The 16,379-nt window shown below is 48.3% G+C and carries 14 protein-coding genes and 1 riboswitch; of the genes, 13 read left to right on the top strand and 1 reads right to left on the bottom strand.

The window, feature by feature from the left end; all coding sequences use genetic code 11:
- Positions 1 to 290: 290 nt before the first annotated feature.
- Complete coding sequence (locus tag AC3ITG_RS29570; RefSeq protein WP_489252143.1) at positions 291 to 722, bottom strand: hypothetical protein; 432 nt, start codon at positions 720 to 722, stop codon at positions 291 to 293.
- Positions 723 to 888: 166 nt separating this feature from the next.
- Here AC3ITG_RS29570 and AC3ITG_RS29565 point away from each other — a divergent pair, with 166 nt between their 5' ends.
- The 13 genes from AC3ITG_RS29565 to glyA all read left to right on the top strand — a co-directional run bounded on the left by AC3ITG_RS29565 (position 889) and on the right by glyA (position 16,365).
- Positions 889 to 1,359, top strand: a complete 471-nt coding sequence (locus AC3ITG_RS29565) for a GNAT family N-acetyltransferase (protein ID WP_489252142.1) — start codon at positions 889 to 891, stop codon at positions 1,357 to 1,359.
- A 109-nt stretch (positions 1,360 to 1,468) separates the two neighbouring features.
- On the top strand, positions 1,469 to 2,569 hold the full coding sequence (gene ychF, locus AC3ITG_RS29560) for a redox-regulated ATPase YchF (protein ID WP_413374311.1): 1,101 nt from the start codon (positions 1,469 to 1,471) through the stop codon (positions 2,567 to 2,569).
- Between the two features lie 547 nt (positions 2,570 to 3,116).
- A complete protein-coding gene (gene prfA / locus AC3ITG_RS29555; protein ID WP_064641884.1) occupies positions 3,117 to 4,184 on the top strand; it encodes a peptide chain release factor 1 in 1,068 nt (355 codons plus the stop codon).
- A 25-nt stretch (positions 4,185 to 4,209) separates the two neighbouring features.
- Entirely contained in the window at positions 4,210 to 5,094 is an 885-nt protein-coding gene (prmC, locus tag AC3ITG_RS29550) for a peptide chain release factor N(5)-glutamine methyltransferase (RefSeq protein WP_082350848.1), read from the top strand.
- Between the two features lie 85 nt (positions 5,095 to 5,179).
- Positions 5,180 to 6,400 (top strand): FtsW/RodA/SpoVE family cell cycle protein, encoded by a 1,221-nt coding sequence (locus AC3ITG_RS29545; RefSeq protein ID WP_489252141.1) that lies wholly within the window; start codon positions 5,180 to 5,182, stop codon positions 6,398 to 6,400.
- Between the two features lie 213 nt (positions 6,401 to 6,613).
- Positions 6,614 to 7,834 carry an FtsW/RodA/SpoVE family cell cycle protein gene (locus AC3ITG_RS29540; RefSeq protein ID WP_489252140.1) on the top strand — a complete coding sequence of 407 codons (1,221 nt, stop codon included), beginning with the start codon at positions 6,614 to 6,616 and terminating at the stop codon, positions 7,832 to 7,834.
- 750 nt (positions 7,835 to 8,584) lie between these two features.
- Complete coding sequence (locus AC3ITG_RS29535; RefSeq protein WP_489252139.1) at positions 8,585 to 10,144, top strand: glycosyl hydrolase family 18 protein; 1,560 nt, start codon at positions 8,585 to 8,587, stop codon at positions 10,142 to 10,144.
- Between the two features lie 292 nt (positions 10,145 to 10,436).
- Positions 10,437 to 11,096 (top strand): stage II sporulation protein R, encoded by a 660-nt coding sequence (gene spoIIR, locus AC3ITG_RS29530; protein ID WP_489252138.1) that lies wholly within the window; start codon positions 10,437 to 10,439, stop codon positions 11,094 to 11,096.
- 331 nt (positions 11,097 to 11,427) lie between these two features.
- Positions 11,428 to 12,537 carry an L-threonylcarbamoyladenylate synthase gene (locus tag AC3ITG_RS29525; RefSeq protein WP_489254543.1) on the top strand — a complete coding sequence of 370 codons (1,110 nt, stop codon included), beginning with the start codon at positions 11,428 to 11,430 and terminating at the stop codon, positions 12,535 to 12,537.
- 175 nt (positions 12,538 to 12,712) lie between these two features.
- Positions 12,713 to 13,273, top strand: coding sequence for a manganese efflux pump MntP (locus AC3ITG_RS29520; protein ID WP_076287585.1), 561 nt, complete (start codon positions 12,713 to 12,715; stop codon positions 13,271 to 13,273).
- A gap of 124 nt (positions 13,274 to 13,397) precedes the next feature.
- Entirely contained in the window at positions 13,398 to 13,970 is a 573-nt protein-coding gene (locus tag AC3ITG_RS29515) for a low molecular weight protein arginine phosphatase (protein WP_489252137.1), read from the top strand.
- Positions 13,971 to 14,085: 115 nt separating this feature from the next.
- Positions 14,086 to 14,167, top strand: a riboswitch (ZMP/ZTP riboswitch).
- A gap of 139 nt (positions 14,168 to 14,306) precedes the next feature.
- Positions 14,307 to 14,900 carry a TIGR01440 family protein gene (locus AC3ITG_RS29510; RefSeq protein ID WP_489252136.1) on the top strand — a complete coding sequence of 198 codons (594 nt, stop codon included), beginning with the start codon at positions 14,307 to 14,309 and terminating at the stop codon, positions 14,898 to 14,900.
- Between the two features lie 217 nt (positions 14,901 to 15,117).
- Positions 15,118 to 16,365 (top strand): serine hydroxymethyltransferase, encoded by a 1,248-nt coding sequence (glyA, locus tag AC3ITG_RS29505; RefSeq protein WP_162842473.1) that lies wholly within the window; start codon positions 15,118 to 15,120, stop codon positions 16,363 to 16,365.
- Positions 16,366 to 16,379: the final 14 nt, after the last annotated feature.

The raw sequence follows: 16,379 nt of genomic DNA, 5'->3' as shown, positions 1-16,379 counted from the left end.
GATATATGTAAGCTGAGCTAACGAACCGGATGCACCTTATTATGTGAATTTGCTTGGGATGAATAGATTAACGAACCTTAGACACGCTATTCCTGCAAAATGTATGATGTGACATGCAAAATGAGGGTATAAAGCTTCTGTGGTTCGTTACCCCGCCGAATCTGTGCAATTAAGATCTAATAGGACGGCTAGTGTTTCGTTACAAGTTGATAACGCGTTATAAGGGGTGCCCCGTCAGGTCATGACGTATCGGGGAGCCTCTTTTTGTTGTTTGACGTGGGAGAGAAGGGCTACATACATTCCTCCTTTACGGTAATCGTTTCGTTGGTTACAGTCACATAGGAGTTGCCAGACAAGTATTCGGTATATCCACACACCGTCTTGTTATAGGTTTCACCACGGCTGTCCGTAAACTTCAGATAGATGGATCCTTCACCGGAGAGTCGCAGCTGTGGAGCGAACTTCACTTGTTCCCCGCTGGGGACACCTTTCTTTAAGGTGTATATAGTACCCTCATTGTTTGTATTGAACGAGTCAATGCCGCTGCTCACACGTGCTGTGATATTAGAGAGATCATAATCGGACTGATTGTGAATCGTGATCCTTAAATGTCTGAAGGGGTCCAGCGCCTGATAACCCATAGAAATAACTAATCCAATGAAGAGAATCACTGTAGAAAGGATGATTATTTTCCTTTTTGAAAAGGGACGACGTGTATTCATAAGTGATCTGCTCCTTTCTTTCATATAGGTATAAACAGAGTGAGGTAACCAAAAGTTGTATAGGATTTGGCTGGAATTGCATCATGCAGACCATGGTATAACAAGATACAATACTATAGAGTGCAAAAAGATCATACATAGAACACTCGAACTAGGAGGGAAACCAATGGAACTGATCCCAATGAATCAAGAAGAATATGCTAATTTCCATATTCGCTCGATTAAAGATTTTGCAGAAGAGAAAGTAGAGGCGGGGACTTGGGCTGCGGAAGAGGCGCAGGGACTTGCGGAGGCATCCTACGATAAATATTTGCCTGAAGGGCTGAATACACCGGGTGCTTACCTCTATAATTTGGTACATGCCGTGGACGGGAATGTGGGTTATATCTGGTTTAACGTTACGGATAACCGCCGTGGCAAAGACGCTTTTTTGCTGGATATTGTGGTCGAAGAAGCCTATCGGGGCAAGGGTTATGGTACAGAGACGATGGAGGCACTTGAAAGGGAAGCCTTGAGTCTTGGCGTGGATCGCATTGGTCTGCATGTGTTTGGACATAATGTGCGGGCAAGCAGCCTGTATCGCAAGATGGGGTATGAGGTAACTGATCTGACGATGTACAAGGAATTGAACACCTAATACAGCGATAAACCCAAATCCAAAGTTCCTTGATGCCTTGGGGTTTGTCATATATAATGTATAGGATTATCCATACCGAACAAGTAATCAATGAGGAGTTGTCATATACATGGCTTTGAAAGCTGGAATCGTGGGCCTGCCTAACGTTGGTAAATCCACACTGTTTAACGCAATTACACAAGCTGGTGCCGAATCGGCAAACTATCCGTTCTGTACGATTGACCCTAACGTGGGGATCGTTGAAGTACCGGACGAGCGTTTGGACAAATTAACAGAACTCGTTGTACCGAAAAAAACGGTACCAACGGCATTTGAATTTGTAGATATCGCAGGTCTTGTTCGTGGTGCGAGCAAAGGCGAAGGTCTTGGTAACAAGTTCCTTGCCCACATTCGTGAAGTAGACGCGATTGTACACGTGGTACGCTGCTTTGTAGACGAGAACATCACACACGTCGATGGCAAAATTGATCCGGTAAGCGACATCCAAACGATCAATCTGGAGCTCATCCTGGCCGATATCGAGAGTGTCGAGAAAAAAATCGATCGCTCCAAGAAAAACATGAAGGGCGGCAACAAGTCGGCTGCTCAGGAAGTGGAAGTACTGGAGAAAGTGAAGGCTGTTCTGTACGAAGACAAGCCAGCACGCAGCATGGAGCTTACGGACGAAGAGCGTCTGATCGTGCGCGATCTGCACTTGCTCACCCTGAAGCCTGTTCTGTACGCAGCCAATGTAGCTGAGGACGAAATCGGCGATGTAGCGAACAATGCCTATGTGCAAAAAGTAAGAGAATTCGCAGCTGCTGAAAATGCAGAAGTGGTACCGATCAGTGCGAAAGTGGAAGAAGAGATCTCTGAGCTTGAAGGCGAAGATAAACAAATGTTCCTGGAGGAACTCGGCATTGAGGATTCCGGTCTGAACCTGTTGATCAAAGCTGCTTACAAATTGCTGGGTCTGTACACGTACTTCACAGCAGGCGTACAGGAAGTTCGTGCATGGACCATTCGTCAGGGAACGAAAGCTCCTGGCGCAGCGGGTGTCATTCACACGGACTTCGAGCGTGGCTTTATCCGGGCGGAAGTGGTTTCCTACAACGATCTGGTTGCTGCCGGTTCCATGAACGGTGCCAAGGAGCGTGGACAACTTCGCCTCGAAGGTAAAGAGTATGTTGTCAATGACGGCGATGTTATGCACTTCCGCTTCAACGTTTAATTGATACACACAAGAGGATAGAAAATTGCTACAGCCCTGCTGTCTTCCATTGAAGATGGCAGGGCGTTTTATATTCTAGAACCTTTTACATAACCTTTACTTTTGCTGGATTGTTTGCAGGTGGTGGATATAATAAAAAAGTAGGAGAGACAGAGGAGGAAATATTGTAGCTGGTGATTCTGATGTTTCGGCTATGTAGGTTGGGAATTTTTTGGTCCTCTCCCGGGCGAACAGTTGCTATTCAGGAGCATAAGAATATGCTATAATTAAGAGTCGTATACCTATGTTGAATTTCGCGCTTAACTTGATGAGCTGAAGCGAGTTCCACAGAGGGTGCGTAATTTCTTTTTATAACTTAAAAGTAAAGGATTTGATGACGTTGTAGCGATGTTATACGTCGATCATAAAATGAATGTTACGGTCAGGGATTTCTGAGAACTCCGTGCCTTGTGAAATATAGATGGTCTGATGATGCATGAATGAATGCCTATCGGGATCAATAAATGTTGAAATGATGGAACGAAAATAAAGCGTGAGGTGACTATATATGTTGGATAAATTACAGGCGTTAGCCGATCGTTATGATAAACTAAGCGAGTTACTGTGTGACCCGGATGTAGCAAGTGATAACAAGAAGTTGCGGGAATATTCCAAAGAACAATCCGATCTGCAACCTACCTACGAAGCATACAGTGAGTACAAACAGGTAAGTCAGGATCTCGAAGCCGCCAAAGAAATGCAGGGTGAGAAGTTGGACGACGAGATGCGTGAAATGGTCAAAATGGAAATTGATGAGCTGAGCACTCGCCAGAAAGAACTGGACGATCTGATTCGTGTTCTCATGCTGCCAAAAGACCCGAATGATGATAAAAACGTCATCGTGGAAATTCGCGGAGCGGCTGGTGGAGATGAAGCGGCGCTGTTTGCAGCGGATCTGTACCGGATGTATACACGTTATGCCGATAATCAAGGCTGGCGCGTGGAACTGATGGATGCCAATACGAATGATGTGGGCGGCTTCAAAGAGGTTATTTTCCTCATCAACGGTCGTGGTGCTTACAGCAAAATGAAATACGAAAGTGGTGCGCACCGTGTGCAGCGTATCCCGACAACCGAATCGGGTGGACGTATTCATACGTCTACTTCGACCGTAGCCGTTATGCCTGAAGCCGAAGATTTCGATATCGAAATTCATGATAAAGATATCCGTGTAGATACATTCTGTTCCAGTGGTGCCGGTGGACAATCGGTTAATACCACGAAATCGGCTGTACGGGTAACTCACGTTCCAACGGGAATTGTGGCGACGTGCCAGGATGGTAAATCCCAGAACTCGAACAAGGAAAAAGCATTGCAGGTTCTGCGTACGCGTATCTTTGATATGATGCGTCAGGAAGAAGAAGCAAAAATTTCGAGTGAACGGAAGAGCAAAGTGGGTACAGGCGACCGCAGTGAGCGTATTCGTACCTATAACTTCCCACAAAGCCGTGTTACGGATCACCGTATCGGATTGACGATGCACAAGCTGGATCAAATCATGAATGGTGAGATTGAAGATATCTTGTCTGCACTGACCATTGCAGAGCAGACGGATATGATGGATAGAGGAGAATAATGCTGTGAGCCGCGCGCAGTTTGTCATGACGCCGGAACAGAGCTGTCGGGAAGCCTTCGTGGAGGCTTCCTCTTTTTTGGAGAAGTGCGGCGTGTACGAGCCGCAGAATAATGCCCGGCTGCTGCTGGAGCATGTACTCGGCCGCGAAGGGGCCGAGTACTATATGATGCAGCCGGAGCCGTTTCCCAGCGAGCTTCGCAGTCGCTGGGAAGACGCCGTCACGCGCAAGGCTGCGGGTGAGCCGGCGCAGTACATCATCGGCAGCCAGGAATTCTATGGGCTGCCGTTCGAGGTCACGCCGGCCGTGCTGATTCCGCGGCCGGAGACCGAGCTGCTGGTCGAGGCTGTGCTGCGTGAAGCCGACCGCGTGTTTCCCGGCGGCGCTCCGCTCGCCGTCGACATTGGCACGGGCAGCGGCGCCATCGCAGTGACGATGGCTTCGCAGCGCCCGCGCTGGCAGGTAGGCGCCGGAGATATCTCGGCGGCTGCCCTGCAAGTGGCCGCGCGCAACGCGGCCGCGAACGGAGTGCAGATCGACTTCCGTGAAGGCGATCTGCTGGCCCCGTTCGCTGGGGCACGGGTGGACATCCTGGTGTCCAACCCGCCTTACATCCCGGCGGCAGATATCGCCGGGTTGCAGCCCGAGGTGCGCGATCATGAGCCGCGCACGGCACTGGACGGCGGCCCGGATGGGCTGGGGCCGTACCGCATCATGCTGGAGCAGCTGGCGCTGCTGCCTGCACCGCCGCAGATCATCGGTTTTGAGCTGGGTCAGGGTCAGGCCGGGGATATCGCAGCTCTGCTTGAATCGGCCGGATATTGGCCGGAAATTATCGTCGTGCCGGACCTTGCAGGCATTGAACGGCATGTGCTGGGTGTTCGCACTTCGGAACAGGTGACGAAAATGTAAGGTTCCACGGGTTTTCTTTTTGCCGTGAAATCCTCTACAATGAGATATACCGAAGATTGCTGAATGCTTGGAGGAACATAACTACATGCTGCATAAATTCAAAAAAATAGACTATTCGATTGTTTTTATATTGCTCATTCTGATGGTCATTAGTATCTTGTCGATTTATAGTACCACCTTCGGAAGACCGAAGTGGGAGGTTTATCCCCAGAAAGCAGTAATTTTTTATATTATCGGTTTTATTGTGTTTTTCGGAATGTCCATGATTAACTACAAATTGATCATTAAAAATTACTTATACATTTATGGCGTGGGCATGATACTGCTTATTCTTGTTATGTTTATCGGTAAGGAGTACTACGGTGCTCAAGGCTGGCTCTCTATATTTGGCCTGAGCTTGCAGCCTGCCGAGCTATTCAAATTATGTCTGATTGTCTTCCTGTCAGCGCTTCTGGCGAGGAAGAAAAACAGACCATTGTTTTTTGGGCGAGATGTCATCCCGATCTCACTCTGTGTGCTTCCCCCGTTGCTGCTCGTATTGCTTCAAAATGACTTGGGGAATGCGCTGAGTTATGTTGTTATCCTGGTAGGGCTTCTTTGGATAGGCAATATCAAATTCACACATGCCCTGATTGGTTTTGTCATAGCGGTGGCCGCTTTGATAGGTGGGACACAAGCCTATATTCATTACCATGACGAAGTTGTGAAATTTCTGAAGGACATTGGTCGCTCTCACTGGGCAGATCGTTTCGATCCTTGGCTCGTGCCGGATCAGACGTCAAGGGATGTGCTTTGGCAGACCTACAATGCCAAGTTGGCTATAGGCTCTGGAGGTATTAGCGGTAAAGGATACATGGAAGGTACCACTATTCAGTCGAATCGGGTGCCGCTGGCCTACGCGGACTCGATCTTTGTGCAGATTGGTGAAGAATTTGGTTTTGTTGGAGCATCGGTGCTGCTGCTGCTCTACTTTATCTTGATTCACAGACTGGTGTTGATTGCACTGGAATGTAAGGACAGGGCAGGGCCCTATCTGATTGTCGGCATCATAGCGATGCTGCTCTACCAGATCTTTGTTAATATCGGTCCGTTCATTGGTCTGATGCCGCTGACAGGGATTACGCTGCCGTTTATCAGTTTCGGGGGAACCTCGCTTGTTCTCAACATGCTTAGTATGGGACTTGTGATGAGTATCAAAGTGCATACGGAAGAGAACGAGGATATTCTCGGTTCCTCAGAACAGCCAAGCATTACGGAACTGGTAATGAAACTATTTAAACGCAAATCAACGCAACAGGAGCAATAGTTTTGATCCTAGGACAGACTCTTTGCAAGTGAATACGATATAAGCCAACCCTGGAATCAACAGATCGGAGCAAGATGGATCTGTGGGTTTCGGGGTTTTTCGTTATTTGTTTGACGGATTTCCAATTTGTCTTCCAATTATATACAATGGTAATATTGAAGACTACTGGAAATAATTATTGGGTTATTGAGCCTCAGGGGGATACGTAGGAACATGCTAAGAATGCTGAAGAAGATGGACGGGGTTATTCTGTTTGTGTTGCTGCTGCTTATGGTCATGAGTGTATTTACGGTGTACAGTGCGATTCAGTCCGATCCGAAATTGGGCAATCATCATATCAAAACCTTGCAGTTTTACGGGATTGGATTCGTAGCCCTCATTGGTATTGGATTAGTCAATTATAAACTGTATATCCAATATGCGTTTTATATTTACGGGTTTGGGATTGTCCTGTTGATTCTTGTTAATTTTATAGGGGGCACGATCAATAATGCGAATGGCTGGATAAAGATTAATGATTATCTTTCTTTTCAACCGGCAGAATTGTTTAAAATGATCTTAATTCTGTTTCTGGCGCATGTATTGGTCAAAAGAAAAAATTCTACGCTTCATTTCTGGAAAGATATCGTTCCTATTGGTTTATGGACGTTCGTTCCCTTTGCACTCGTAATGATTCAGAATGATCTGGGCAACGCCCTTGGATACATCGTGATTCTGGTCGCTGTGTTATGGATAGGGAATATCAAGTTGTCGCATGCACTAATTGCTCTTGCCATTGTGGGGATAACCTTTTTTGGATTCGTCAAAGCATATACGTCATATCACGATGAGATTTTTACCTTTCTGGAAAAGGCGAACCGGGAGCACTGGGCCGAGCGTATTGATCCTTGGCTTGTACCGGATAAAGCAACGTCGAAAGCTTCCTGGCATACGAAAAATGCGGGTCTCGCCATAGGCTCGGGAGGCATAACAGGCAAAGGCTACATGCAAGGCACATCTGTTCAATCGGGGCGTGTACCGTATACATATTCGGATTCCATTTTTGTGGTCATTGCCGAGGAGTTTGGTTTTGTAGGTGGATCTGTTCTGCTCTTAATGTATTTTATCCTCATTCATCGTATGGTGTTAATCGCTTTACACTGTAGAGACCGGGCGGGACCTGTCGTGATTGTGGGGATTATCGGCATGTTGTTATATCAGGTGTTTGAAAATATTGGCGCTTTCCTTGGGCTGATGCCGCTTACGGGCATTACGCTGCCATTTATCAGCTATGGAGGCACCTCGTTGCTCATTAATATGGCTTGTATCGGACTGGTGATGAGCATTAAATTGTATGGCCAGGAAGACGAGGACGAGCTTCTTATGGGTGAACAACGACCTACCTTACTGGATCGTTTATGGAGTATGGTCAAAAAGGAAAAGACAACAGCGTAATTATCTTGGGTGTGATTCATCTCTGCTAGGGACATCCAGCTTCTCATTCATAGGATGTTGTAGTATGTTATGGAGCAGTAAGTGATTTGTTTGTTATTCCGATCTTTGCCTGCGCAGCCAGGTGAAGATCTTTTTTTTGTTTTTAAGGTAGTGTGAATTTTGGACTTTGGAAGAATGACAAATTTAATTTTTATTGACAAATATTTCAATTCTGTATTATCCTAATTTTAACTAGATTATATAAGTATTTTACCCGCCTACTTACACTCTACACGTCAGACAGTAATCAATACTTTGAAAGTGGTTATGAACCTACTCCTCATCCATACATCCAGTCATGCCAATGATGAATGTAAATGTAATTCGTTGGTGTACTCTTCCCTAGATTATCAAAAATTTTCAGCTACAAAGATCCTTTGATATCCCATTACCCTTCAGATCAACGTACTATGATCCTTTTTGTGTTAGCCTTTTTTTTCTGCGAATCTATTTATTCCATCCATGAATTTCAGCGAACTAGATTCCTTTTCTCATAAATGAAATCGATTACATTTAATTGTAAACGCTTCCTTTATTTCAAGTACGACTGGAACAGAAAGGGTGAAGAAGCGATGTGGATCAACAAATATAGTCTTTCAGCTGCATTAACGAGAGAAACAGTAGGGAGTACAGGGCGTGACCCTCCTGCTAACCAAAACGTGAGGCTGCTGCTGAATTCCTAAAATTAAAACCCCAAAGGAGAGTTATGTGATGAACCTAAATCGAGTTGGTACGATCCCTTCATTTGTAAAAGTGTTCATGCTCTTGTTTTTATCTTTTGCACTAACCGTTTCAACATTTGCCATCGGACCAGCGAAACAAGCTGACGCAGCTCCTCTTCCAAAGAAAATTATTGCTTATGTGGCTGGTTGGGCCAACTGGACCGCGAATGAAATCAAGGCAGAACAGCTCTCTCATATCAATTATTCCTTCGCTCTCATCTCCAACGGCAAAGCAACAATTACAAATTCAGATCGTACCAAACTGCAACTGATGGTTGGATTGAAATTCAGAAACCCTGATCTGAAGGTGTTATTGTCTGTTGGGGGCTGGGGAGCTAACGGTTTTTCAGACGCTGCGCTAACGGACGCCTCACGCACAACCTTTGCTGACAGCATTGTGCAGTTGGTAACCTCCAACAATCTGGATGGTGTCGATCTGGATTGGGAATATCCGACCAACCCTGCTGCCGGTACAACCGCGCGGCCACAGGATAAACAAAATTTCACACAACTGCTCTCGAAGGTGCGTGAGAAGTTGAATGCTCAAGGACAAATTAATGGCAAACAATATCTGCTGACCATTGCCGCAGGAGCGAGCAGCAGTTATCTGAACGGTGTGGAAATCAATAATATCACGCCTCTGCTCGATTGGATCAATCTGATGACTTACGATTTTCATGGAACCTGGGATGCAACAACAGGTCATCATACGAATCTGTCAGGAAGAGATATTAGTGTAACGTCTGCGGTCAATCTGTTCAGAAATAGCGGTGTTCCCGCGAACAAACTGGTCATTGGCGGAGCCTTTTACGGCCGGGCTTGGACTGGTGTGCAGAATTCGAACAATGGTCTGGACAGGCCCGCTTCTGGGGGGTTTGAACCCGATTACAACACCATTGTCAGCCAATATTTGAATAAAAACGGATATACACGGTACTGGGACAGCAGTGCCCAAGCTCCTTATCTGTTTAATGGAAATACTTTTATCTCGTATGACGACCCACAATCACTCAGCCTGAAGGTGCAATATGTGAAAAATAGCAATCTGGGTGGCATCATGTTCTGGGAGTACAGCAACGACCGCTCAGGTGCGCTGCTTCAGGCCGTATATTCAGAGGTTACGGGTGGTGGCACGGTGCAGCCTCCGAATCCAAGCGGGTACAACTATTTAATTGCTCAAGCCAATCAGCAAATCGTCTCTGCCGAGAATCAAGGCAATGACCAGCTTGTCGCCGATCGGACGACGGCAGGAGACTGGGAGCTTTTTGAATGGATCACGAACTCCGATGGAACGGTGTCCCTCAAGTCCAAAATCAATAATAAATATGTCACAGCAGATGTTAATTTGGGTGGTGCTCTGATCGCAAAAGCCACAACTATTCAGCAATGGGAGAAGTTCAATCGTGTGGATTTGGGTGATGGAACAATCGCGTTGCAGGCACTCGCCAATAACCTGTATGTGACCTGTGATCTGAATAATGGCGGTAAGCTTGTAGCGAGCCGCAATTCGGTTGGCGGGGCCTGGGAAGCTTTTCGTGTGAATAAGTAACCGAGGAGCAAGGGCATCCATGCAGCATGCCAAATTGGAACATCAAAGGTAGATTAGAATTTTAGATTTTTCAAAGAAGTGCCAGCCGACAAGCGTTCCGTAGGCAGGCGCTTCTTTGATTTTCGTCAGTTTCATGAGCGAGATAATAGTCCTTTCATTTTAAGTCTTACCCTCCTATAAAATTTTAGTAGATTTGTAATCTAGCAGGTTTACTTCCGACTCTTCCGGGCATACTGATAGACATGAGAGAGTTACAGGGATCTTGATCACGGGAGCCGAGGGGGAGAACGGAATGAGCAGAAGAATCGTGAAACAAATTGGACTTATTATTGTATGTCTTATGATGATTATTATGATGTGGGAAGGTCAGAAAACGGATGCAGCTGTGGCGGCCACAGCGATTCCGGAACAATCCATTCGCTTGCGTATTCTCGCAAACTCGGATGCAGCGGGAGATCAGTTGGTCAAACGCGAGATTCGGGACGCCGTCGTTGCCCAAATGAATGGGTGGGTAACCGAACTGGAGAATCCGCAAAGTCTGGAAGAAGCGCGTGGGGTCATCCGTCAGCATTTATCTGAAATAGAGGATCGTGTAGGAGAAGAGCTTGCCAATCGTGGCTTAACCTATTCATATCAGGTGGAACTTGGGGTTGTTCCGTTTCCAACCAAATTATATGGGGGTACCGTATATCCGGCTGGAGATTACGAAGCAGTGCGGATAACACTGGGAAAAGGTGAGGGACAAAACTGGTGGTGTGTGTTGTTTCCACCATTATGCTTCATAGATGCAGGAACAGGTGATGCATTGGCGAAGCCTACAACAGCATCTGCAACTGCCGCAGAGCCTGGGGACGCACAAGCATCTGTGCAGGCAGCCACACCGGAAGCACGTTTCTTCCTGTGGGATATGGCGGTGAAATTGTGGGATTGGGTAACGGGATTGTTTGCATAACTGTATAACATGCTGCTGGATATAAGCTTTATCAGGGGACTTCGATTCAGGGAAGTGCCCTTTTGTTTTATTATGGGTTCGGGTCAAAGACCTCGTGATGTTAATCGCTGGGGAGAATCTGACCGCATCCTTGGGCAAAGCAGATATGTTATAATTATAGGAATCAGAAAACATAAGCGAAGAAGGCATCTCGGAAGCGGAATGTCTTGCATTAACTACCCTACTGAAGTTTAGGAATGATGGATATATGACGAGAGAGAACGAGCAATTGCATCAGTCTTCCATGAAAGGCATGGAGAACGATGAAAGTACAGAGAAAATGGTTACAAGTATGTGGGATGTCAATGTACTGGTAACCAATGAGAACAAGAATGACGTGGCAAAAGGGATTGCGTATAAACAGGCCCTCGCTGACTTGCAGGATGCGGCAACCTGTCTTCGTCAAGGGCAGACCGTGGCATTCCCGACCGAGACGGTATACGGTCTGGGTGCAGATGCTCGCAATACAGCTGCGGTGGAAGCTGTATTTGCAGCCAAGGGGCGGCCTTCGGACAATCCGCTGATTGTGCATATTGCACAGCGTGACCAGTTGGATTCACTGGTCACGGAAGTGAATGGCACAGCGGAGGTGCTGATGACGGCCTTCTGGCCAGGGCCGCTTACGCTTGTGCTGCCGGTTAGGCGAGGGGCGGTATCCCCGCGGGTTACCGCCGGTTTGGACACGGTGGCCGTGCGGATGCCGGATCATCCGGTGGCCTTGCAGTTGATCGCGGCGGCGGAATGCCCGGTCGCCGCGCCGAGCGCCAACCGCTCCGGGCGGCCAAGCCCGACACTCGCAGCACATGTGCGCGAGGATCTGGCAGGCCGCATCGGCGGCATCGTGGACGGCGGCCCCACCGGGGTGGGCGTCGAGTCCACGGTGGTGCAGGTCGGTGACGACGGTACCGTCACCATCCTGCGCCCTGGCGGCATTACGGCGGAACAGCTGTCCGCCGTTGCCGCCCGTGTCGCCACGGACCCGGCGCTGCTCGCCGAGGGGCCCGGTGGCGATGACAGCCCGGCGCCGCGCTCGCCGGGCATGAAGTACACGCATTACGCGCCTGCAGGTGCGCTGTGCGTGGTGGAGGGGCCGCCCGCAGCGGTGGCGGCCTGGATCAGCGCCGCCCTCGCAGAGGCGGCGCAGCGCGGGGAGCGCACCGCGGTGCTGGCGTTCGCCGAGCACGCGGAGCAGTACCGCGCCGATGCCGTGTTCTCGCTGGGCGAAGCCAGCGAGCTGGAGGAAGCAGCGCGCCGGCTGTACGCCGCGCTGCGCAGCTGCGATGAGCAGGGGGCCACATATATTTTGGCCGAAGCCTGCTCGCGCGACGGGCTGGGAGCAGCCGTCATGAATCGGCTGCTCAAGGCGGCAGGTCACCGACTCATACAGGTCGGTAACCGATAGCTCCCGTTTTCCCATAATATCGCTATGAACATTTTCCTCTGGCACCCGCCCTCTAGCCACGACTTACTATTCCTTTTTTTTGAATGGTAGGAATGCAAAAGTCTTCTCAGGTTATGTTTATGTCCTTGTCCGCATATGGTGTACAAGAACCTTTACGTGACTTGGGGGTATGGGGATGTGGGATGTGTCTGCCCATGTAGGGCAGTTGGTAACCATTTTGATTATGGCCGTCGCTCTCGGACTCGACGCGTTCTCACTCGGCATTGGGATTGGCATGAAGGGCATTCGTCTGAGAGACGTATTGCGAATCAGTACCGTTACTGCCCTGTTTCACATCATCATGCCGCTCATCGGCATGTATACGGGCAAATACGTCAGTTCCCTGCTTGGTGACATTACGACGTATGCAGCTGGCGGTCTGCTGGTCCTGCTCGGTGCCCATATGATCTTGAACGCTTTCCGGGAGGGAGACACCAAACTGGTGGATCATCGATCTCTGCTCGGTGTGATTCTGTTCTCACTGAGTGTCAGTGTGGATTCGTTTTCCGTTGGAGTCTCGCTCGGCATGTTCAGCAGTGATTTGGTATTAACGGTACTGGCTTTTGGTGTCTGTGGTGGCGCAATGTCCGTTATGGGTCTGCTGTTGGGCCGGCGTGTAAGCCAAAATATGGGGGATTACGGTGAAGCGGTCGGCGGAGCGATCTTGCTCGCTTTTGGACTTTTGTTTATATTTTAAAAAACGACGTTAACCATGATTACAGCCTAGTGCAGTCTTCAATATATAGTTAAGAGGTTCGTTGGTTCAGATTGAGTTTCAAACATGATTCGACAACATTTGCAAAATGGGGAGGCTAACCACAATGAAACATATTTTGTTTGTATGTACAGGGAATACATGCCGCAGCCCCATGGCGGAGGGACTTTTACGTAAACTGGCGTCTGAGCGGGGCATTCAGGTGGACGTTCGTTCCGCAGGTGTAGCCGCAACTACGGGCATGCCGATTTCCCGTCATGCTGAGGCTGTATTAAAGGATCACAACGTTGAGGGACCACCGCATTCGACGCTCCTTAGCTCGAACCTGGTCGGTTGGGCCGATCTGATTCTCACGTTGACACGTAGTCATAAACAGCATGTCATGCAGGTTTTTCCTGACTCGGTACACAAGACATATACCTTGAAAGAGTATGTGGAAAATGACGAGCAAGTTCTGAATGATCTTCAGGAACTGGACAGCCTGTTCGCGACATTGGAGATGAAGCGTGCGCTCGGTCAGGCAATTTTGGCGTCTGAACGGGAGCGGGCGATCGAGATCAGACAACGCATTCCGAGCTTTGATATTTCGGACCCGTTTGGCGGAAGTCGTGACGATTACAACATAGCCGCGGCAGAGATCCGGACTGCGCTCGACAGACTTTTGGACAAGCTGGATTAATTTGAATCGTTTAATCAGTCGCAGCTAACGATGGACTTCCATATAAAAACGGACACGGGATGTAAATTACCCGTTGATTTTAGACGCAGGTTGTTTTATGATGAATGGGAAAACAGGGATCCGGTGTAACTGGCGACGAAGTGGGCATAACCACGATGGAGCACCGGAACAAACGGCCGGTCGCCTGGGCAAAAGAGCAATTCTGCGTTACCCGCAGACTGCTCTTTTTTTCGTCTTTCATCTGATTATTCGCTATAATAGTACCTGAAATGCCATGCATGAATACCAAGGGCAGCCTAGAGGAAGCCGGGCATGATTTTATCGGGAGGCGATAGGATGACTATTGAGTTAGATTCGGAACAACCCGGATTGCATGAACAGACCGCATCCATTCTGCGTGAACTGGCGCTTGCCGGACAGCTTGGACCTGGACAGATCGTTGTGATCGGTACAAGTACAAGTGAGGTTGCAGGCAAACGGATTGGTACAAGCGGTGCGGTTGAAGTAGCGCAGCAGCTTCTTGCGGGTATACGCGAGGTGCAGCAGGAGTTCGGTTTTGATGTTGTATTCCAATGCTGTGAGCACCTGAACCGTGCGCTGGTTATGGAGCGTTCACTGTTTACACGTCTTGGATTGACTGAAGTGGGTGCAGTACCCGTGCCCAAAGCAGGTGGTTCCATGGCATCCGCAGCGTATCGCTCGCTGACCGATCCATGTCTGGCTGAACATGTGCAGGCCCATGCGGGACTGGATATTGGGGAGACGATGATTGGCATGCACTTGCGGCATGTGGCAGTACCCTTCCGAACAGCACTCCGCTACATCGGTGATGCTCGTGTAACTTCAGCATTGACCCGTCCGAAGTTGATTGGCGGCGAGCGCGCAGTGTATCGTATGGAAGAGCAACCAGATTCGACATTTTGTGACTAACGTATAAACCGAAACGATTGGTTACACTCCTGACTTCGATTGCATCACCATCTTTCGATCGCTGTTATCCCCAGATTTTTTTGAATCCCTTATATAAGGGGAAATCCGGTGATAAAGGCGAACGCTCTGCTTCTCCAGATTGGTGTTGCACTCTCCGTTTTCGTGTAAACATGATTTCGCTTTATAACTTCACTTATAAACTGGGAGGAATTTAATCATGGAACAATTGCGCAAGAATGACCCGGCAGTACTGGAAGCGATGAATCTTGAACTGAAACGTCAACAAAACAACATTGAGCTGATCGCGTCCGAGAACATCGTAAGCGAAGCGGTTATTGAGGCAATGGGATCTGTACTTACCAACAAGTACGCTGAAGGATATCCAGGCAAACGTTACTACGGTGGTTGTGAGCATGTCGATATCGTTGAAGATATCGCGCGTGATCGTGCCAAAGAACTGTTTGGAGCAGAACATGTAAATGTTCAACCTCACTCCGGTGCACAAGCGAACATGGCAGTATACCTTGCGGCTTTGAAACCAGGTGATACCGTTCTGGGTATGAACCTTGCGCATGGCGGACACCTCACACATGGTAGCCCGGTTAATGCTTCCGGATTGCTGTACAATTTCGTGGCTTATGGTGTACAAGAAGATACATTCCTGATTGATTATGATGAAGTGCGCAAAGCGGCATTTAAACATCGCCCTCGTATGATCGTTGCAGGTGCAAGTGCATATCCGCGTATCATTGATTTTGAAAAGCTTGCTTCCATCGCCAATGATGTAGGTGCTTTGTTCATGGTGGATATGGCTCACATCGCAGGACTGGTAGCTGCAGGCTTGCATCCAAGCCCGGTTCCACATGCGCATTTCGTAACGACAACTACACACAAAACGTTGCGTGGACCTCGTGGTGGTATGATTCTGTGCCGCAAAGCTTGGGCAGCAGCGATTGATAAAGCGGTATTCCCGGGTTCCCAAGGTGGACCTTTGATGCACGTGATTGCTTCCAAAGCGGTAGCATTCGGTGAAGCACTGCAACCTTCGTTCAAAACGTATGCACAAAACGTGGTAAAAAATGCACAAGTATTGGCTGAAACGCTGATTGCTGAAGGATTGAACATCGTATCCGGCGGTACAGACAACCACTTGATGCTGATCGACACACGCAGCGTGAATATCACAGGTAAAGAAGCCGAGCATGTACTTGATTCCATTGGCATTACCGTGAACAAAAATGCAATTCCGTTTGATCCAACTAGCCCGTTTGTAACGAGCGGTATCCGTATCGGTACACCTGCAGCTACTTCCCGGGGTATGAACGAAGAAGCAATGGTAGCCATTGGTAAGATTATTGCCAAAACATTGAAAAACCCTAAAGATACAGCCAAATTGGATGAAGCCCGTGCAGAAGTAACGGCGCTCACCGACCAATTCCCACTCTACACTGACCTTAAATACTAAAAAAACTTGCTCGT

This window comes from Paenibacillus sp. GL_099_B (assembly GCF_057835695.1).
This window is presented reverse-complemented; position numbering and strand designations above follow the sequence as displayed.